Consider the following 16252-nt stretch of genomic DNA (forward strand, 5'->3'; position numbering starts at 1 on the left):
AACACGCACGGGGGTGGCCTTTCGGGCTGCTGCCCATTCTGGCACCTCCTCATGCAAAAGAAAACTTTTATATAATTATGTTATGATAAATTTAACTTATGATTAGAACTTTGCCTGATAGGGGCCGCAATGCAGGATTTCCGCGTCGAAACGTTCCTGACCGTTTGCCGGACGATGAACTACACGCGCGCCGCCGAGGAGCTGAACATCACGCAGCCGGCGGTGTCGCAGCACATCGCCCATCTCGAGCGCGCGTACGGCACGCCGCTGTTCGTGTATCGCAACAAGAAGCTGCAGCTCACCGACGCGGGCGCGCTGCTGCGCGACGCCCTCGCCACGATGGCGCACGACGAGCACCTGCTGCGCGAGCGCGTGCGCAGCGCGGTCACGGGCGCGCGCGTGGAGCTGGCCGTGGGCATGACGCTGACGGCGGGCGAGTACCTCGTGGCGCCGCCGCTGGCCGACTACCTGCGACGACATCCCGAGCTGAACGCCACGGTGCGCTCGGGCGGCACGGGCGAGCTGCTGGCGCTGCTCGATGCGGGCAAGATCGACTGCGCGTTCGTGGAGGGCTTCTTCGACAAGAGCGCGTACGCGTGGGACCTGTTCCGCACCGAGCGCCTCGTGTGCGTGTGTGCCGCCGACCACGAGTTCGCCACGCAGCCCGTGCGCGTGGAGGACCTATTCGGCGAGCGGCTCATCATGCGCGAGACGGGCTCGGGCACGCGCGCGGTGCTCGAGCATGCGCTGGCGGCCCAGAACCTCACGGTGGACGGCTTCGCCCATACGAGCGTGGTGGAGAGCCTCGACGTCATCAAGATATTCGTCGAGCACGACCTGGGCATCTCGTTTCTGTACGAAGCGGCCGTCGCGCGCGAGCTGGCCGCCGGCACGCTGCGCGCCGTCAAGCTGGAAGGCCCCGCCATCGAGCACGACATAGCCTTCATCCGCCTGAAGAACAGCATCTTCGAGTGCGACTTCCAGGCGCTGTTCAACGAGCTCCCCACCGGCTAACCCCGCGAGCGCGGCAGGTTCCGCGCGGGGGGCCGACCCCCCCCTCGCGCCGTCGCCCCCGAATGTTTCACGTGAAACATTCGTTCGCCCCCCCCCGTCGGCCCTGCGCGCGACGGGTTGCCCCCTCCTGCCTGCGCGGGCGGAGCGGAAAAATCGGGCTCTCGTGCAACTTTTTCGACTTTGTGGCAAGCCGGGAGAGTCTGCGGAAAAGCCGACCAGGGGTTTTCCGAGAACACCCCGTCCGACTGCGGCCCAACAGCCGCCTGAGGTCCCGTTTTCGACCCGTATTCATGCCACAAAGTCGAAAAAGTTGCACGAGAGTCTCCAAAACCGGTTTGGCCCTCGTATGCGCGCATGCAAGGGTGCCCCAAGCCCCCCCGCCCAGTCCATCCCCAAAATCCCCTCTTGACTTGGAGTCCGCTCCAGCCTTTACCATGACAGGCGGACCTATCGAGAGGAGCACCATGAAACCGGAATTCGAAACCACGCCGAAGCTGGGCTTCGGCTGCATGCGCCTGCCGCTGCTCGACCCCGCCGACCAGAAGAGCATCGACATCGAGCAGTTCAAGCAGATGGTGGACACGTTCATCGAGGGCGGCGGCACGTACTTCGATACCGCGTTCGTCTACCACGAGGGCACGTCCGAGCGCGCGCTCAAGGAGGCGCTCGTCGATCGCTATCCGCGCGACGCGTACACCGTGGCCACGAAATGCCTGGCCTGGGCCGCGCCCAGCGCCGAGGAGGCAAAAAGCAACCTGGCCACGTCGCTCGAGCGCCTGGGCCTCGACTACGTGGACTTCTACCTGCTGCACAACGTGGGCGGCGAGCGCACCGCCAAGTTCGACGCATACGGCATGTGGGACTTCGCGCTGGACGCGAAGGAGCGCGGCCTCGTCAAAAACGTCGGCTTCTCCATGCACGATGGGGCCGACGCGCTCGAAGCGCTGCTGACGGCGCATCCGCAAATGGACTTCGTGCAGCTGCAGGTAAACTACCTCGACTGGGACGATCCGGTGGTGGAAGCGCGCCGCTGCATGGAGGTGGCCGCGGCGCACGGCGTGCCCGTGGTGGTCATGGAGCCCGCGCGCGGCGGCCGCCTCGTCGAGCTGCCCCAGCGTGTGGCCGACGTGCTGCGCGAAGCGAACCCCGACGCCAGCCTGGCTTCGTGGGCGTACCGCTTCTGCTACAACCTGCCGAACGTGCTCACCGTGCTCTCGGGCATGTCGAACCTCGACCAGGTGCGGCAGAACGTGGCCGACTACCAGGCGAATCGCCCGTTCTCGCCCGAGGAGCAGCGCGCGATGGACGCGGCTGTGGAAACCCTGCGCGGCATGGCAAGCGTGCCGTGCACGAACTGCCGCTACTGCGTGAAGGACTGCCCGCAGGGCGTGGTCATCCCGACCATCCTCGGCCTGCTCAACCTGGAGCTCATGACCGAAAACCGCGCCTTCGTGAAGGGCCTCTACTCGTGGCAGGCCGCTCCCGGCCCCGCCTCGACGTGCATCGCCTGCGGCGCCTGCGAGGCCATGTGCCCCCAGGGCATCGACATCGTCCACCAGCTCGAGGTGGCCGCCGAGCACTTCGAGTAGCCCGGGGCGGCGGGGGCGGGGGTCGTCTCCGCGTCCCGTTCGCCTCGCCCCGCAAGGCGGCAGGGCGTGGCGAACGAATGTTTCACGTGAAACATTAGTTCGCGCGCGGCTCGTTCCTCGAGCTCCTGCGTCGCGGAGAAGGGGGCCGCGCACGGTGCCGCCTCCGCGCTTTACCCAAACCTTTCCCGTTCCTGATGCCCCCTTTGCTCAAACTTGGGGGCATCTTTACGCACCCCTTCCTTCGTTCTTACCTTCCTTTCTTACGATGGTTCTCGCACGTTGGCCGCAGAGACGGCCCGTGCCGAAGACGCATGCGATCCCGGCGATGGGCGCCGGGGATACGAGAGGAACGCAACCATGACAGAAGGGTTTTTGAGCAGGCGCCAGTTCGTTGCTGGCAGCGCGGCGCTGGCGATGGCGGGTATGTTCGGCGCTTTGACGGGATGCACGGCGGGCGGCTCGGGCGCCGCGGCGGGCGCGGCTTCGGCCGACGCGAGCTCGGGCTCTGCGGCAGCATCCACCGATCCCATCACCATGGTGTGGCTGCCCGACAACTCGTCCTCCGACCTCACCGCCTCGCGCGAGGCCATCGGCGCGGCCATCAAGGCCGCATGCGGCCGCGAGGCCAACCTGCTGACCTCCACCGACTACAACGTGGCCATCGAGGCCATCGCCTCGGGCAAGGCGCAGATGGCGCTGCTGGGCCCCGAGGGCTACGTGCAGGCCAACAAGAAGAATCCGAAGGTGCTGGCCGCGTTCACGAACAGCGACGAGGACGGCGGCCTCGAAGGCGCCTGCTACTACAGCCGCATCTGCGTGCGCAAGGAGGACGCCGACCAGTACAAGAACGGCGGCTCCTACTCCATCGAGAACATCAAGGGCAAGTCGTTCTCGTTCGTGTCCGCCACGTCCACCTCGGGCTTCAAGGTGCCCTCGAGCGGCATCGTCCAGGAATTCGGCCTCGACAGCTCCGACGAGCTGCTCGAGGGCGGGAAGTTCTTCTCCGAGGTGCTGTTCGGCAACTCGCACCAGGGCTCGGCCGTGAACCTGCTGTCCGGCGACGCCGACGTGGCTGCGTTCGACGACGTGGACGTGGACATGTACCTCGACCTCGTGTCGGGCGAGGCCAACAGCATCGGCGCCGTGTACAAGGCGAAGGACAACGCCGAAGCTCCCTTCGACACCGTGCGCGGCAAGGAGTTCGTCATCATCGCCATCACGCCGGTGCTGAACTCGCCCATCTGCTTCAACGAGGAAGCCATCTCCGACGAGGACCGCACGAAGATCGTCGACTACTTCTGCTCCGACAAGGTGGCGAACGACCCGCAGATCTTCGTCGATCCCGAGGACGAGAACGCCAAGGGCATCTTCGAGAAGGATTCCGAGAAGACGTGCTTCGTGAAGACCGACGACGCCTGGTACGAGCCCATCCGCAAATTGGGCGGGGCTGCGTAATGAGCGAGGTGTTGCTGGACCTGCGCGGTCTGACGAAGAGTTACGACGGCTGGTCGAAATCTCTCGATGGCGTCGATCTCCAGGTGCATCGAGGCGAGTTCGTCAGCATCATCGGCTCGTCGGGCGCGGGCAAGTCCACGCTGCTGCGCTGCGTGAACCGTCTCATCGACCCCACGCAGGGCGCGGTGACGTTCGATGGCGACGACGTGACGCACGTGCGCGGCCGCGCGCTGCGCACGTGCCGCCGCCGCATCGCCATGGTGTTCCAGCACTACAACCTGGTGCACCGCGCCACGGCCATCGAGAACGTGCTGCAGGGGCGTCTGGGCTACAAGTCCACCGTCACGGGCATGTTAGGCCTGTTCAGCGAAGAGGAGAAGCGCCGCGCGTTCGAGATTCTCGACCAGGTGGGCCTCTCCGAGTTCGCCTACACCCGCACCGACCAGCTGTCGGGCGGGCAGAAGCAGCGCGTGGGCATCGCCCGGGCGCTCGTGCAGGACCCGCTGCTCATGCTTGCCGACGAGCCCATCGCCAGCCTCGACCCGAAGTCGTCGCGCACGGTGATGGAGCATCTGCGTTGGGCGGCCGACGAGCTGGGCGTGGCGTGCCTCGTGAACCTGCACCAGGTGGAGATCGCGCTGGAGTTCTCGGATCGCATCGTGGGGCTGGCGGGCGGCAAGCTCGTGTTCGACGGCACCCCCGACGAGTTGGACGAGGCCACCATCGCGCGCATTTACGGCACCGCGACGGCGGCCGCCCCTGCGCTCGCCCCCGCGCTCGAGGTGGTGGCCGCATGACGGAACGCGCTTTGCGGCCGGCGGGGCTGCTGGCGGGGCTGCGGTCCCGCCGGGCGGTCCCGCGCGGCACCTACGACGGATCGTTCTTCCGACGGCGCACGCTGGCCGTCGTGGCGATGGCGCTCGTGTTCGTGGCGCTTGGCGCGCTGTCGGGCACGTACGTCGGCTTCGACTTCATGCAGGCAATCCTCGACGTCCCGGGCGGGTTCGCTTGGATGGCGACGCAATTCGTCCCCTCCTTCGCCTCCCTCCAGAAGCTGGGCACCATCCTGCCCGCCTTGGGTTCGACGATTCTCGCCTCGATCGCCTCCAGTTGCACGGCGGCGATCCTGGCGTATATCTGCGCGGTGCTGGGATCGCGGACGGTGGGGGTGGGCGGCCCGTTCCCCCTCCTCGTGCGCGCCGTCGCGTCGCTGTTCCGCAACATCCCGGTGGTGGCCTGGGCGTTCATCCTGCTGTTCTCGTTCAAACAGAGCGAGTTCACCGGGTTCTTCGCCCTGTTCCTCACGAGCTTCGGCTATTTGACCCGCTGCTTTTTGGAGAGCATCGACGAGATGAGCTCGGGCCCGGTCGAGGCGCTGCGCGCGTGCGGTGCAAGCTACGGCCAGATCGTGGCGCAGGCGGTGATTCCCCTGAGCATCACGTCGGTGGTCAGCTGGGTGCTGTACATGATCGAGACGAACATCCGCGACGCCACGCTCATCGGCATCCTGACCGGCACCGGCATCGGCTTCGTGTTCGACGTGTACTACAAAAGCTTCCGCTACGACATCGCGGGGCTCGTGCTGCTGTCCATCATCCTCGTGGTCATCGCCTGCGAGCTCATCTCGAACTTTGTCAGGAGGCGGATCATATGACGGGCTTGACGGACGAAGCGCGCGGAATGCGCACGTCGCGGTCGGGGAAGATCAAGGTGCACGTGGCTTCCAAGTCCAACGTGTCGCTGTACGCGGTGCTGGGCGCATTCGCGTTGGTGACGGTGTTCGCGCTGGTCACGATGGACTACGGGAAGGTGGCGTTTCCTGAGGCGATGGCCGCGGCCGTCGACGATTTCGTCACGATGATGACGCAGCCCGGCCTGGGCGGCCACTTCACGTTGCCCGACGTGATCGAGGGCCTGTTCGTGTCGCTGGCGTTGGCGCTGCTGACCACGTTCATCGGCGCCATCATCGCGTTCGTGCTGGGGCTGCTGGCCTCGTGCAACCTGTCGAACAAGGGCGTGAGCAACGCCATCAAGGTGTTCATGAGCGTGGCGCGCGCCGTGCCCACCATCCTGTGGGTGCTCGTGTTCTCGGTGGCCATCGGCCTGGGGCCGGAGGCGGCCGTCATCGGCCTGTTGTTCCACAGCGTGGCGTACCTGGTGAAGGCGTACTCGGAGAGCTTCGAGGAAGTGGACCCCGGCGTGCTGGAGGCCTTGCGCGCCAGCGGCGCGTCGTGGTGGCAGGTGGTGTTCCAGGGCGTGGTGCCCGAGAAGGTGAACGAGATGCTGTCGTGGACGTTCATCCGCTTCGAGATCAACTTCGTGAACGCCGTGGCCGTGGGTGCCGTGGCGGGCGCGGGCGGCATCGGCTACCAGCTGTTCCTGGCCGGCAGCTTCTACTACAACATCCACGAGGTGGGCCTGATCGTGTACCTGTGCCTGGCCGTCGCCATCGTGCTCGAAGTGGTGGCCACCAAGCTGCGCAAACGCTACATCGTGCAGAGGTAGCCCTTCACGTCGTCCGCGCTGTCCGCGAGACGCCGCCCTTGATGAACCGATTGAACTTCGAAGAAAGGACCTCATGTTGAAACGATACGAACGCACGCGCGCCCTCGTGGAGGGCGATCCCGCGCTGGCGCGGGCCATCGTGTGCGAGGTCGAGCGCGATGAGGCGCAGGGCGCCGTGGTCGTGCTCGACGAGCCGCGCGAGGAGCTGGTGATGGTGCAGGCGCGCGAAACGGCGCAGGGCAGCCTGTTCTTCCTCGGCGAGGCGCTCATGACGTCGTGCCGCGTGCGCCTGGGCGACGCGGTGGGCCTCGGCCTCGTGCTGGGCAGCGACCGCTGCCGCGCCTACGAGCTGGCCGTGGTGGATGCGGCGTTCTCCGGAGCGGCCGGCGACGCGTGGGCGTCCCGCTGGGACGCCCCGCTGCGCGCCGAACTCGCGCGCGTCGAGGCTCGCGACGAGCGCGAGGCGCGCCGCACCGCGGCAACGAAGGTTGATTTCTCGACGATGAAGGTGGAAGCATGATGATACGAGAAGACGCGGAGCTGCACCGCGCCCAGCGGGCGTTCCGCTGCGTGCTCGACGCGTTCGCGCATCCGGGCACCGTGCACGAGATGGCGTCGGCGCCCGAGCATCCGGCGCGCCCCGCCTCGCTCGACGCGCCGTTGGAGCTGCTGACGCGCCTGTTCGTGGACCAGGCGGTGACGTTCTGCGTGGCCGATTCCGAGGCTGACGCCGCGGCCGCCTACCTCACGAGCGAGACGCACGCGCGCCGCGTGCCCCTGCGCGACGCCGACTTCGTGGTGGTGCCCGCCCGCGCGGATGCGCAAACGGCGTGCGAGGCGGTGGCCGAGGCGTGCCGCGGCACGCTGCTCTCCCCGGAGAAGGGAGCCACCGTGCTCATGGGCTGCGCGCGCTTGGCCGACGTGCCCGAGAGCGGCGAGGTCGCCGAGCCGGCCGTGCACGTGGTGGCGCTGCGCGGGCCGGGCGTGGAGTGCGAGAACCGCTTCGCCGTCGACCGCGCCGACTGGGTGCGCGCCCGCGAGGCGCGCGGCGACGAATTCCCGTGCGGCATCGAGATCGTGCTGGTGGACCCGGATGGCCGCATCGTGGCCATCCCGCGCAGCTCCCGCGCGACCCTCATCGGCGACCCCTCGTCGATGTTTCACGTGAAACAATCGACGCAATGTAGTGCGATAAAGGAACAAATGTTTCACGTGAAACATTCCGATGTCGCGCTCGGCGCTTCCGACGCGTTCGACGCGCGCGCAGCAAAGGGGGTGCGCTAGATGGGCTACGTTGCCGTCCGCGGTGGGGGCAAGGCTATCGAGGAGAGCCTCAAGCTGCTGGAATACGAGCGCGTCAGCGCGTCGTCCGCCTGGGGCACCGACGAGATCGAGAACACCTTCCCCGAGCTCGTCGACCAGGTGATGGGCGAGGCCTCGCTCTACGCGCCGCGCCTGGCCGCGCTGGCGCTCAAGCAGGCGCAGGGCTCGCCCGACGAGGCCGTGTTCCTGCTGCGCGCGTTCCGTTCCACGCTGGAGCGCCCCTACGTCTCGCGTCCGGTGGACACGGCGCAGATGCGCGTTGCCCGCCGCGTGTCGGCCGCGTTCAAGGACGTGCCTGGGGGCCAGGTGCTCGGCGCCACGCGCGACTACAGCCACCGGTTGCTGGCGTTCGATCTGGAAACCGAAGGCACCGAAGAGCTGGCCGAGAAGCGCGCCGAGCTGGCCGCCCACTTCGAAGAGGCCGCCGAAGCGTCCGTGCGCGATGCCGCTCCCGCGGTCATGCCGCGCGTGCTGGACTATCTGCGCGCCCAGGGCCTGTTCGCGCACGTCGACGCCGACGACGCCGACGACGCCGAGCCGGTGGACGCCACGATGGTGCCGCTGTCGTTCCCCGCGCCGCGCTCGGTGCGCCTGCAGACGCTCGCGCGCGGCATGACGCAGGCGGTGGAGGCGCTCGGCTACGCCGCCATCCGCGGCTTCGGCCCCGCGCACCCCACGGTGGGCGAGTTGCGCTCGGGCCGCGTGGCCGTGGCCGTGGACCATCCGCTCGAGGCGGGCTCCGCCGACGACGCGTACTACCTGGGCTCCATCCCGGTGACCGAGGTGGAAAGCGTGTTCGAGGACGAAGGCGCGGCCGACGGCGGCGCGGGCTCGGACGCGCGTTCCGGCGGCCTGTCGCTGGCTATCGGCTACGGGCTCGTGTTCGGCCGCGCCGAGACGAAGGCCATCGCCATGAGCGTGCTCGATCACTGCCTCGAACACGGAGATGCGCGGTTCCCCACCGAGGACGAGGAGTTCGTGCTCTACCACGTGGACGGCGTGGAAGCCACCGGCTTCATCTCGCACCTCAAGCTGCCCCACTACGTCACGTTCCAGTCGAAGCTGTCCAGCGTGCGCGGCACGCGCGACCAGTCCGCCGCCGAGTCGAAGGAGGCCTGCGATGCAGCAGCGCTATAACTACGCGTTCTTCGACGAAGCGTCGAAGCGCGAAATCCGCCGCGCCCTCATCAAGGGCGTGTCCATCCCCGGCTACCAGGTGCCCTTCGCCTCGCGCGAGATGCCCATCGGCCGCGGCTGGGGAACGGGCGGCTTGCAGATCACGCTGGCCATCATCGGCCCCGACGACACGCTCAAGGTGATCGACCAGGGCTCCGACGACAGCGTGAACGCCGTCAACATCAAGAAGCTCGTCGTGGACACCACCGACGTGGAGGTGACCGACGACACGGAGGAGGCCACGCTCATCCAGTCGCGCCACCGCATTCCCGAGCGCCCGCTGGACGACGGCCAGATCCTCGTGCTGCAGGTGCCCACGCCCGAGCCGCTGCGCAGCTTCGAGCCCAGCGAGGCCGCCACCAAGCGCCTCCATGCCGAAGCCGACTACACCGGCGCGTGGCTCGAGCTGTTCGACCAGATCGTGCGGTACGACGCCACCACGACCGGCGCCGACCACCCCGTGCTGGTGAATGACCGCTACGTGATGGCACCGTCGCCCATCCCGCGCTTCGACAACCTCAAGCTCAACCAGGCGCGGCACCTCACGCTGCTGGGGGCCGGCCGCGAGAAGAAGATCTACGCCGTGCCGCCCTTCACCGACGTCGTCCCCCTCGACTTCGAGGACTACCCCTTCGCGGTGGAGCGCTTCGACGGGAAGCGCTGCCGCCTGTGCGGTGCCACGGACGTCTACCTCGACGAGCTCGTGGACGAAGCCACCGGCGAAACATACCACCAATGCAACGACACGAACTGGTGCGCGCAACGGCGCGGGGAAGGAGCGCCTCATGCTTGATGCGCAACGATTCGGCGTCGACGAGGAGCCGTGCCTGTCGGTGCGGCATCTGTCGAAGCGCTTCGGGGCGGGGTGCCCGCACTGCCTCGGCGCGGCCGCGCAGCTCGAGCGCAACGTGTGCCCGCGGTGCGGCACGGTACACGCCGTGCGCGACGTCAGCCTCGACGTGTTCCCGGGCGAGATCGTCGGCATCGTCGGCGAGTCGGGCAGCGGGAAATCGTCGCTCATGAAGTGCCTGTTCTTCGACGAGGAAGCCACCGAGGGCGACGTGCGTGCCCGCCCGTTCGACGGCGGCGCGGCGAACCTGCTGGAGCTGTCGTCCCAGCATCAGCGCGCCATCCGCAACACGGTGTTCGGCATGGTGTACCAGAACCCCTACCTGGGGCTGCGCATGGATTTCTCCAGCCTGTCGAACATCGCGGAGCAGATGATCGCGGCCGGCAACCGCCACGTGGGCGCCATGCGCGACCGCGGCGAGGAGCTGCTCGAGCGCGTGAACATCCCGCTCTCGCGCGCCGCCGAGCCGCCGCGCAACTTCTCCGGCGGCATGCAGCAGCGCGTGCAGATCGCCAAGGCGCTGTCGAACAACCCACCCATCCTCCTGCTCGACGAGGTGACCACGGGGCTCGACCTGTCCGTGCAGGCCGCCGTGCTCGACCTCATCCAGCAGATCCGCCGCGACTTCGACGTCAGTATGCTCGTGGTCAGCCACGATTTGGGCGTCATCCGCATGCTGGCCGACCGCACGCTCGTCATGCTGGACGGCCGCGTCATCGAAAGCGGCCTGACCGACCAGATCCTGGAAGACCCCCAGCACGCCTACACCCAGCAACTCGTCTATTCGCTGTTGTAGTCTCGAAAGGACACCTCTTCATGGACACCAATTCTTGCATCATTCGCGGCGGCACGGTGGTGTGCGCCGACCGCGCGCTTCCCGATTGCGACGTCGTGGTCATCGACGGGCGCATCGTCGCCGTCGAGCCCACCGGCGCATCCGACTTCGACGCGCAGCCCGACGCCACGATGGGCGTGCTGCCCGTGGTGGACGCGCGCGGCGCGTACGTGGTGCCCGGCCTCATCGACATCCACTCGGACTACGTGGAGAACGTGGCCTCGCCGCGTCCGAGCGTGGTCATGGACCTGTCCACGTCGCTGTACAAGGCCGACCGCGAGCTCGTGTCGCACGGCGTGACCACCATCTTCCACTCGCTGTCGGTGTACGGCGCGCACGTCTTCGACCACAAGCCCATCCGCAACTTCGGCAACGTGAGCGCCCTCATCGACCGCGTGGCGGGCCTGCGCGAAGGCGAGGAGCGCGACCACCTCATCCGCCATCGCCTGCACATGCGCGTCGAGCTGGACTCGGTCGACCTGTACGACGACATCGAGGGTTTCCTGCGCTCGGGCAAGGTGGACCTCGTGTCGTTCATGGACCACACGCCAGGGCAGGGCCAGTACCGCGACCTGCTCGTGTTCGGCGACACGCTCAAGGGCTACCGCGACGTCAGCGACGAGGAGGTGCGCGCCATCGTGCGCCAGCAGCAGGAGAGCGAGAAGCTCACGTACGCGCAGATCACCGCGCTGGCCAGCGTGGCCCGCGAGCGCGGCGTGTCCATCGCCTCGCACGACGACGACAGCGAGGACAAGCTGGCGTTCATGGACGGCCTCGAAGCCACCATCTCCGAGTTCCCCATCTCGCTCGACATCGCGCGCGCGGCGCGGGCGCGCGGCATGCACACCATCGCGGGCGCGCCGAACGTCATGCTGGGTCACAGCCACTCCGGCAACCTGAGCGCGCGCGAGGCCGTGCAGGCCGGCGCCATCGACGTGCTGTGCAGCGACTACTACCCGGCGGCGCTGCTGGACGCGGTGTTCACCCTGCGCGACCAGTGCGGGCTCGACATCACCAAGGCGTTCGCGCTCGTCACCATCAACCCGGCGAAGGCCGCGGGCATCGCCGACGAGGTGGGCTCCATCGCGGTGGGCAAGCGCGCCGACGTGCTGCTCGTGCGCGAGATCTCGTGCGGCTCGTGCGGTTCGTCCTGCGACGGCGCGGCGCGCACGATGCCCGTGGTCACCCGCGCGTTCGTGGGCGGGCGCTCGGTGTTCCGCTCGCACTATCCCGACCAGCCGTGCGGGTACGGGCGCGACACCGAGCAGCTCGTCTCGCTCGAGCAGCTGTCCCGCCCCCTGGTCGAGGCGGTGTAGCATGGCGCTTCTCGAAATCGACGGTCTGTCGAAGACGTTCCTGCTCCATCGCGTGAACCGCCGCGTGCAGGGGTGCCAGGACATCGACTTCGCCATCGAACCGGGCCAGTTCGTGGGCATCACGGGCCGCAGCGGCAGCGGCAAGTCCACCATCCTGCGCTGCATCTGGCGCACGAACCTGCCCGAGCGCGGCCGCATCCTGTACGACTCGCAGCGCTTCGGCATGCTCGACCTGGCGCAGGCCACGCAGCGCCAGATGCTGTACCTGCGCGCCTACGAGCTGGGGTACGTCTCGCAGTTCCTCAACGCGCTGCCGCGGCAAACGGCCTACGATATCGTGCTGAAAAGCGCGCTCGAGGCGTACGGCGCGGACGAGCGCCCCCGCGCCGAGCAGGAGACCGAGCGCATGCTGCGTCACTTCGACCTCGACGAGAACCTGTGGGAGCTGTATCCCCGCACGTTCTCGGGCGGCGAGAAGCTGCGCCTCAACATCGCCGCCGCCATGATCAAGCGCCCGCGCCTGCTGCTGCTCGACGAGCCCACCGCCTCGCTCGACAACGCGTCGAAGCTCAAGGTGCGCGCCCTCATCGAGCAGCTGAAAGCCGAGGGCACCACGATGCTCGGCATCTTCCACGACCTCGAATTCATGGAAGGCTTGTGCGATCATGAGTTCAACATGCAGGAAGGGATGATGGCGTGAGGAATATGCGGCGAACGGACGGTTCACGTGAAACATCGGGCGGGGCAGTGGCGTTGGCGTCGGGGCTTGACGACGGCGCGCCCGGGGCGCTCGGCAAAACCGACTTCCACGTGCATTCGACGATGTCCGACGGTTCGGACACGTTCGAGCAGGTGCTCGCCCAGGCGCGCGAGCGGGGCATCGAGCGCCTGGCGTTCACGAACCACGACACCACCGCCGGGTTGGCCGAGGCGCGCGAGCTGGGCGAGCGGATGGGCGTGCAGGTGGTGGGCGGCATCGAGGTGAGCGCCTACGGCTTCGAACGCGGACGCAAGGTGCACGTGCTGGGCCTGGGGATCGAGGAGGGCGCGCCCGCGCTGGCGGCTCTGTGCGGACCCGTGCTGGAGCGGCGCAACGCGAACACGCACTGGCAGCTCGATCGGCTGGTGGAAGCGGGCTACGCGGTGGACGTGGAGCGCGCGCTGGAACTGGGCCGCGCGTCGACGTGCCTGTACAAGCAGCACCTCATGGCCGCGCTGACCGACGAGCCGTTCACGAGCGAGGGCTATCGCACGCTGTACCGCAGCCTGTTCAAGAACGGCGGCATCTGCGACCGCGACATCGACTATGTGGACGCGCGCGACGCCGTGCAAGCCATCGTGGAAGACGGCGGCCTGGCCGTGCTCGCGCATCCCGGGCAGCTCGACAGCTACGACCTGCTGCCCCACCTCGTGGCATGCGGCCTCGGCGGCGTCGAGCGCTTCCATCCCGACCACGGGCCCGCCGACCGCGAGCGCTGCGCAGCGTTGGCGGAGGAGCACGGCCTCGTGTGCACGGGAGGGTCGGACTATCACGGACGCTTCGGGGCGGTGGAAAGCGTGGGGGTGAGGTAGCCTCGCACTCCCGCCCTCCTGATCTTCAACCGACGGTTGAACCCGGCCTCCATCCTCGGCTGCTCGGTGCGACGCGATACACTAGCGCTCACTATGAGAGAGCGAATCTTCCAAATCGTGCAGCACGCCCGACCGGGCGACAAAGTGAGCCACGGCTACGATATCTTCATCGTGGCGGTGGCGTTCCTGAGCATCGTGCCGCTCATGTTCCGCCCGCAGGACATGACCCCCGACGTGGCTGCCGCCATGAACATGATCGACGTCGTGACGGTGTACATCCTGTTCCTCGATTACATCCTGCGGTGGATGACGCACGACATCAAGACGGGGAAGAAGGGCTGGCGCGCGTTCGCACGCTACCCCTTCACGCCGTTCGCCATCATCGACCTGCTGGCCATCCTGCCGTCGCTCGGCGTGCTGCCCGAGACGTTCAAGTTCCTGCGCGTGCTGCGCGTCACGAAGATGTTCCGCTACTCGAAGAACCTCACCATCGTGGCGAACGTGTTCCGCGCCCAGCGCAACACGCTGCTGTCGGTGCTGGCCGTCGCGCTCATGTACATCTTCGTCAGCGGCCTCGTCATGTTCGTGAACGAGCCCGACACGTTCGACAACTTCTTCGATGCGCTGTACTGGGCCACCACGGCGCTCACCACGGTGGGCTACGGCGACGTGTACCCGGTCACCGATCTGGGGAAGTTCATATCCATGGCCTCGTCGCTGTTCGGCATCGCCATCATCGCGCTGCCCGCCGGCATCATCACCGGCGGCTTCCTCGAGCAGATTCGCCAGCGCGACGAGGACGGCGAAGCCTACTTCCGCACCCCCGAGCGCAAGCCGTTCAAGGGACGCACGCCCTTCTCGTACGGCAGTGTGCGTGCGTACGCGAAGGCGCATCCGAAGGTGGCGGCGTACGGCGTCACCATGCTCGCGTGCGTGCTGCTCAACGAAGCGCTGTACTTCGCGGCGCAGGCGCTCGGCACGCCGGTGTGGCTCGACACCACGGGCACCGCGCTGGCCGCCATCCTGCTGGAGCCGGCGGCGGCGCTCATCGTGGGATTCGCGAACAACCTCATCCTGGCCGTGCAGTTCGGCAACGCGGGCAACCTGCTGTACTACGGCCTCAGCGCCATCACCGCGCTCGTGTACGGCATCGTGTTCGCGCGCGGCACACGCATCACGCTGCGCTCGCTCGGCTGGGCCGCGCTGTTCCTCGTGGTAGGGGAGTCGCTCATTTCCACGGCGCTGTCGTTCTCGCTGGCCGGCGGCCAGCTGACCACGGCGACGGAGCAGCTGTACGGCGACGTGCTGGCAGGCTGGGGCGCCCCCGGCGTGCTCGCGGTGTTCGGCGCGCTGCTGGTGGACAAACTCATCGACACGACGGCTGTGTTCGTCCTGGTCGTGGGGGCGTCGCGGCTCGTCATCGGCAGCCGCCTCGACCCGGCCCGCTGGTTCGCCCGGCGCGCCGCGCCCGCCGCCGCCGGCTCCGGCGAGCCCGCGTCCGAGCCCGCCGCGACCCCCGATGCTCCCGCAACGGGCGCTCCCGCAACCCCCGACGCGCCCGTTCCCGACCTCGCCAGTCGCTACGTCCTCGGCATCGACGTGGGCGGCACGCACACGAAGGTGGGCGCGTTCACCGCCGCGGGCGAGCACGTCGTCTCGCGCGTGTTCGACTCGCAGCGCGTGCTGGCCGACGGCTCCCATGCCCAGCTGTCGCGCGAGATCGTGCCCCTGCTGCAGCAAGCGGGCATCGACGGGCGCGCCGTCATCGGCGTGGGCCTGGCCGTGCCGGGCGCGGTGGCCTCCGAGGAGTCGCTGAAGCTGTGCCCGCATCTCGACCTCGACCTGCGGTCGTACAAGGCCTTCCTGCTGGACGTGTTCCCGAAAGCGCGCGTGGCGGTGCTGAACGACGCCGACGCCGCCGTGCTGGGCGATCGCTGGCGCGGCACCTCGCACGACCGCCAGGACGAGAACGTCGCCTTCGTCACGCTGGGCACCGGCGTGGGCGCGGGCATCATCGCGCGCGGGCGCCTGTTCTCGGGCGTGCACGGCGCGGCGGGCGAGTTCGGCCACCTGTGCGTGAACCCCGACGAGGAAGCGCGCTGCTCGTGCGGCAAGGCGGGCTGCCTCGAGCAGTACGCGTCGGCGTCGGGCCTCGTGCATCATGCGCGTGCGGCGTTCGTTGCGGAGCGCGGCGAGGCGGCCGCCGACGAGGCCTTGGCCGCGTTCCCCGACGCCCGCGCGGTGCTCGACGCCGCGGTGCAGCGCGACCCGGCCGCCCGCGACGCGCTCGAGCGGTTCTCGGACGCGCTCGGCTTCGGCCTCGCGCAGATGGCGTGCCTCGTCGATCCCGACGTGTTCGTGTTGGGCGGCGGCCTGTCCGAGCGCGCCGACCTGTACCTCGACGCCGTGCACTCCCGCTACCGCGCGTGCGTGTTGTCCGTGTGCCGCGACACGCCCATCGTCGCGTCGTCGTTGGGCAACGAGTGCGGCGTGTACGGCGCCGCCTACCGCGCGTTCCAGGAGCTCGCCAAGAGCGCGCCCGGTTGCGTTGCGGAGGTCGACGCGATACGCTGATGCCATGACGCACGATCCCACACGGCCTCGAACGATCAACGCC

15 protein-coding genes are annotated in these 16252 nt (G+C 68.1%); all 15 read left to right on the forward strand.

The window, feature by feature from the left end; all coding sequences use genetic code 11:
* The first annotated feature begins 129 nt into the window (after positions 1-129).
* The 15 genes from GS424_RS01260 to GS424_RS01330 all read left to right on the forward strand — a co-directional run bounded on the left by GS424_RS01260 (position 130) and on the right by GS424_RS01330 (position 16209).
* A complete protein-coding gene (locus tag GS424_RS01260) occupies positions 130-1014 on the forward strand; it encodes a LysR family transcriptional regulator (protein ID WP_160942104.1) in 885 nt (294 codons plus the stop codon).
* A 464-nt stretch (positions 1015-1478) separates the two neighbouring features.
* Positions 1479-2603, forward strand: a complete 1125-nt coding sequence (locus tag GS424_RS01265; RefSeq protein ID WP_160942103.1) for an aldo/keto reductase — start codon at positions 1479-1481, stop codon at positions 2601-2603.
* 357 nt (positions 2604-2960) lie between these two features.
* Positions 2961-4058 (forward strand): phosphate/phosphite/phosphonate ABC transporter substrate-binding protein, encoded by a 1098-nt coding sequence (gene phnD, locus GS424_RS01270; RefSeq protein ID WP_160942102.1) that lies wholly within the window; start codon positions 2961-2963, stop codon positions 4056-4058.
* Positions 4058-4855, forward strand: coding sequence for a phosphonate ABC transporter ATP-binding protein (phnC, locus tag GS424_RS01275; protein WP_160942101.1), 798 nt, complete (start codon positions 4058-4060; stop codon positions 4853-4855). Before phnD ends, phnC begins: the two co-directional genes overlap by 1 nt.
* Positions 4852-5712, forward strand: a complete 861-nt coding sequence (locus GS424_RS01280; RefSeq protein ID WP_160942100.1) for a PhnE/PtxC family ABC transporter permease — start codon at positions 4852-4854, stop codon at positions 5710-5712. The genes phnC and GS424_RS01280 overlap by 4 nt, the downstream gene beginning before the upstream one ends.
* Entirely contained in the window at positions 5709-6563 is an 855-nt protein-coding gene (locus GS424_RS01285; RefSeq protein WP_154333348.1) for a PhnE/PtxC family ABC transporter permease, read from the forward strand. Before GS424_RS01280 ends, GS424_RS01285 begins: the two co-directional genes overlap by 4 nt.
* A 73-nt stretch (positions 6564-6636) precedes the next feature.
* Complete coding sequence (gene phnG / locus GS424_RS01290; protein ID WP_160942099.1) at positions 6637-7083, forward strand: phosphonate C-P lyase system protein PhnG; 447 nt, start codon at positions 6637-6639, stop codon at positions 7081-7083.
* Positions 7080-7847, forward strand: coding sequence for a phosphonate C-P lyase system protein PhnH (gene phnH, locus GS424_RS01295; RefSeq protein WP_160942098.1), 768 nt, complete (start codon positions 7080-7082; stop codon positions 7845-7847). The genes phnG and phnH overlap by 4 nt, the downstream gene beginning before the upstream one ends.
* Complete coding sequence (locus GS424_RS01300; RefSeq protein WP_160942097.1) at positions 7848-9023, forward strand: carbon-phosphorus lyase complex subunit PhnI; 1176 nt, start codon at positions 7848-7850, stop codon at positions 9021-9023. It begins immediately after the preceding gene.
* Entirely contained in the window at positions 9007-9855 is an 849-nt protein-coding gene (locus tag GS424_RS01305; RefSeq protein ID WP_160942096.1) for an alpha-D-ribose 1-methylphosphonate 5-phosphate C-P-lyase PhnJ, read from the forward strand. The genes GS424_RS01300 and GS424_RS01305 overlap by 17 nt, the downstream gene beginning before the upstream one ends.
* Entirely contained in the window at positions 9848-10708 is an 861-nt protein-coding gene (locus GS424_RS01310; protein WP_160942095.1) for an ATP-binding cassette domain-containing protein, read from the forward strand. The genes GS424_RS01305 and GS424_RS01310 overlap by 8 nt, the downstream gene beginning before the upstream one ends.
* Before the next feature lie 20 nt (positions 10709-10728).
* Entirely contained in the window at positions 10729-12063 is a 1335-nt protein-coding gene (locus tag GS424_RS01315; RefSeq protein WP_160942094.1) for an alpha-D-ribose 1-methylphosphonate 5-triphosphate diphosphatase, read from the forward strand.
* Position 12064: 1 nt separating this feature from the next.
* Positions 12065-12763, forward strand: coding sequence for a phosphonate C-P lyase system protein PhnL (locus tag GS424_RS01320; RefSeq protein WP_101721317.1), 699 nt, complete (start codon positions 12065-12067; stop codon positions 12761-12763).
* A 5-nt stretch (positions 12764-12768) separates the two neighbouring features.
* A complete protein-coding gene (locus GS424_RS01325; RefSeq protein WP_160942185.1) occupies positions 12769-13635 on the forward strand; it encodes a PHP domain-containing protein in 867 nt (288 codons plus the stop codon).
* Positions 13636-13728: 93 nt separating this feature from the next.
* Complete coding sequence (locus GS424_RS01330) at positions 13729-16209, forward strand: ROK family protein (RefSeq protein ID WP_160942093.1); 2481 nt, start codon at positions 13729-13731, stop codon at positions 16207-16209.
* Positions 16210-16252: the final 43 nt, after the last annotated feature.

Origin of the sequence: Eggerthella guodeyinii, assembly GCF_009834925.2 — a bacterium.
GTDB lineage: Bacteria > Actinomycetota > Coriobacteriia > Coriobacteriales > Eggerthellaceae > Eggerthella > Eggerthella guodeyinii.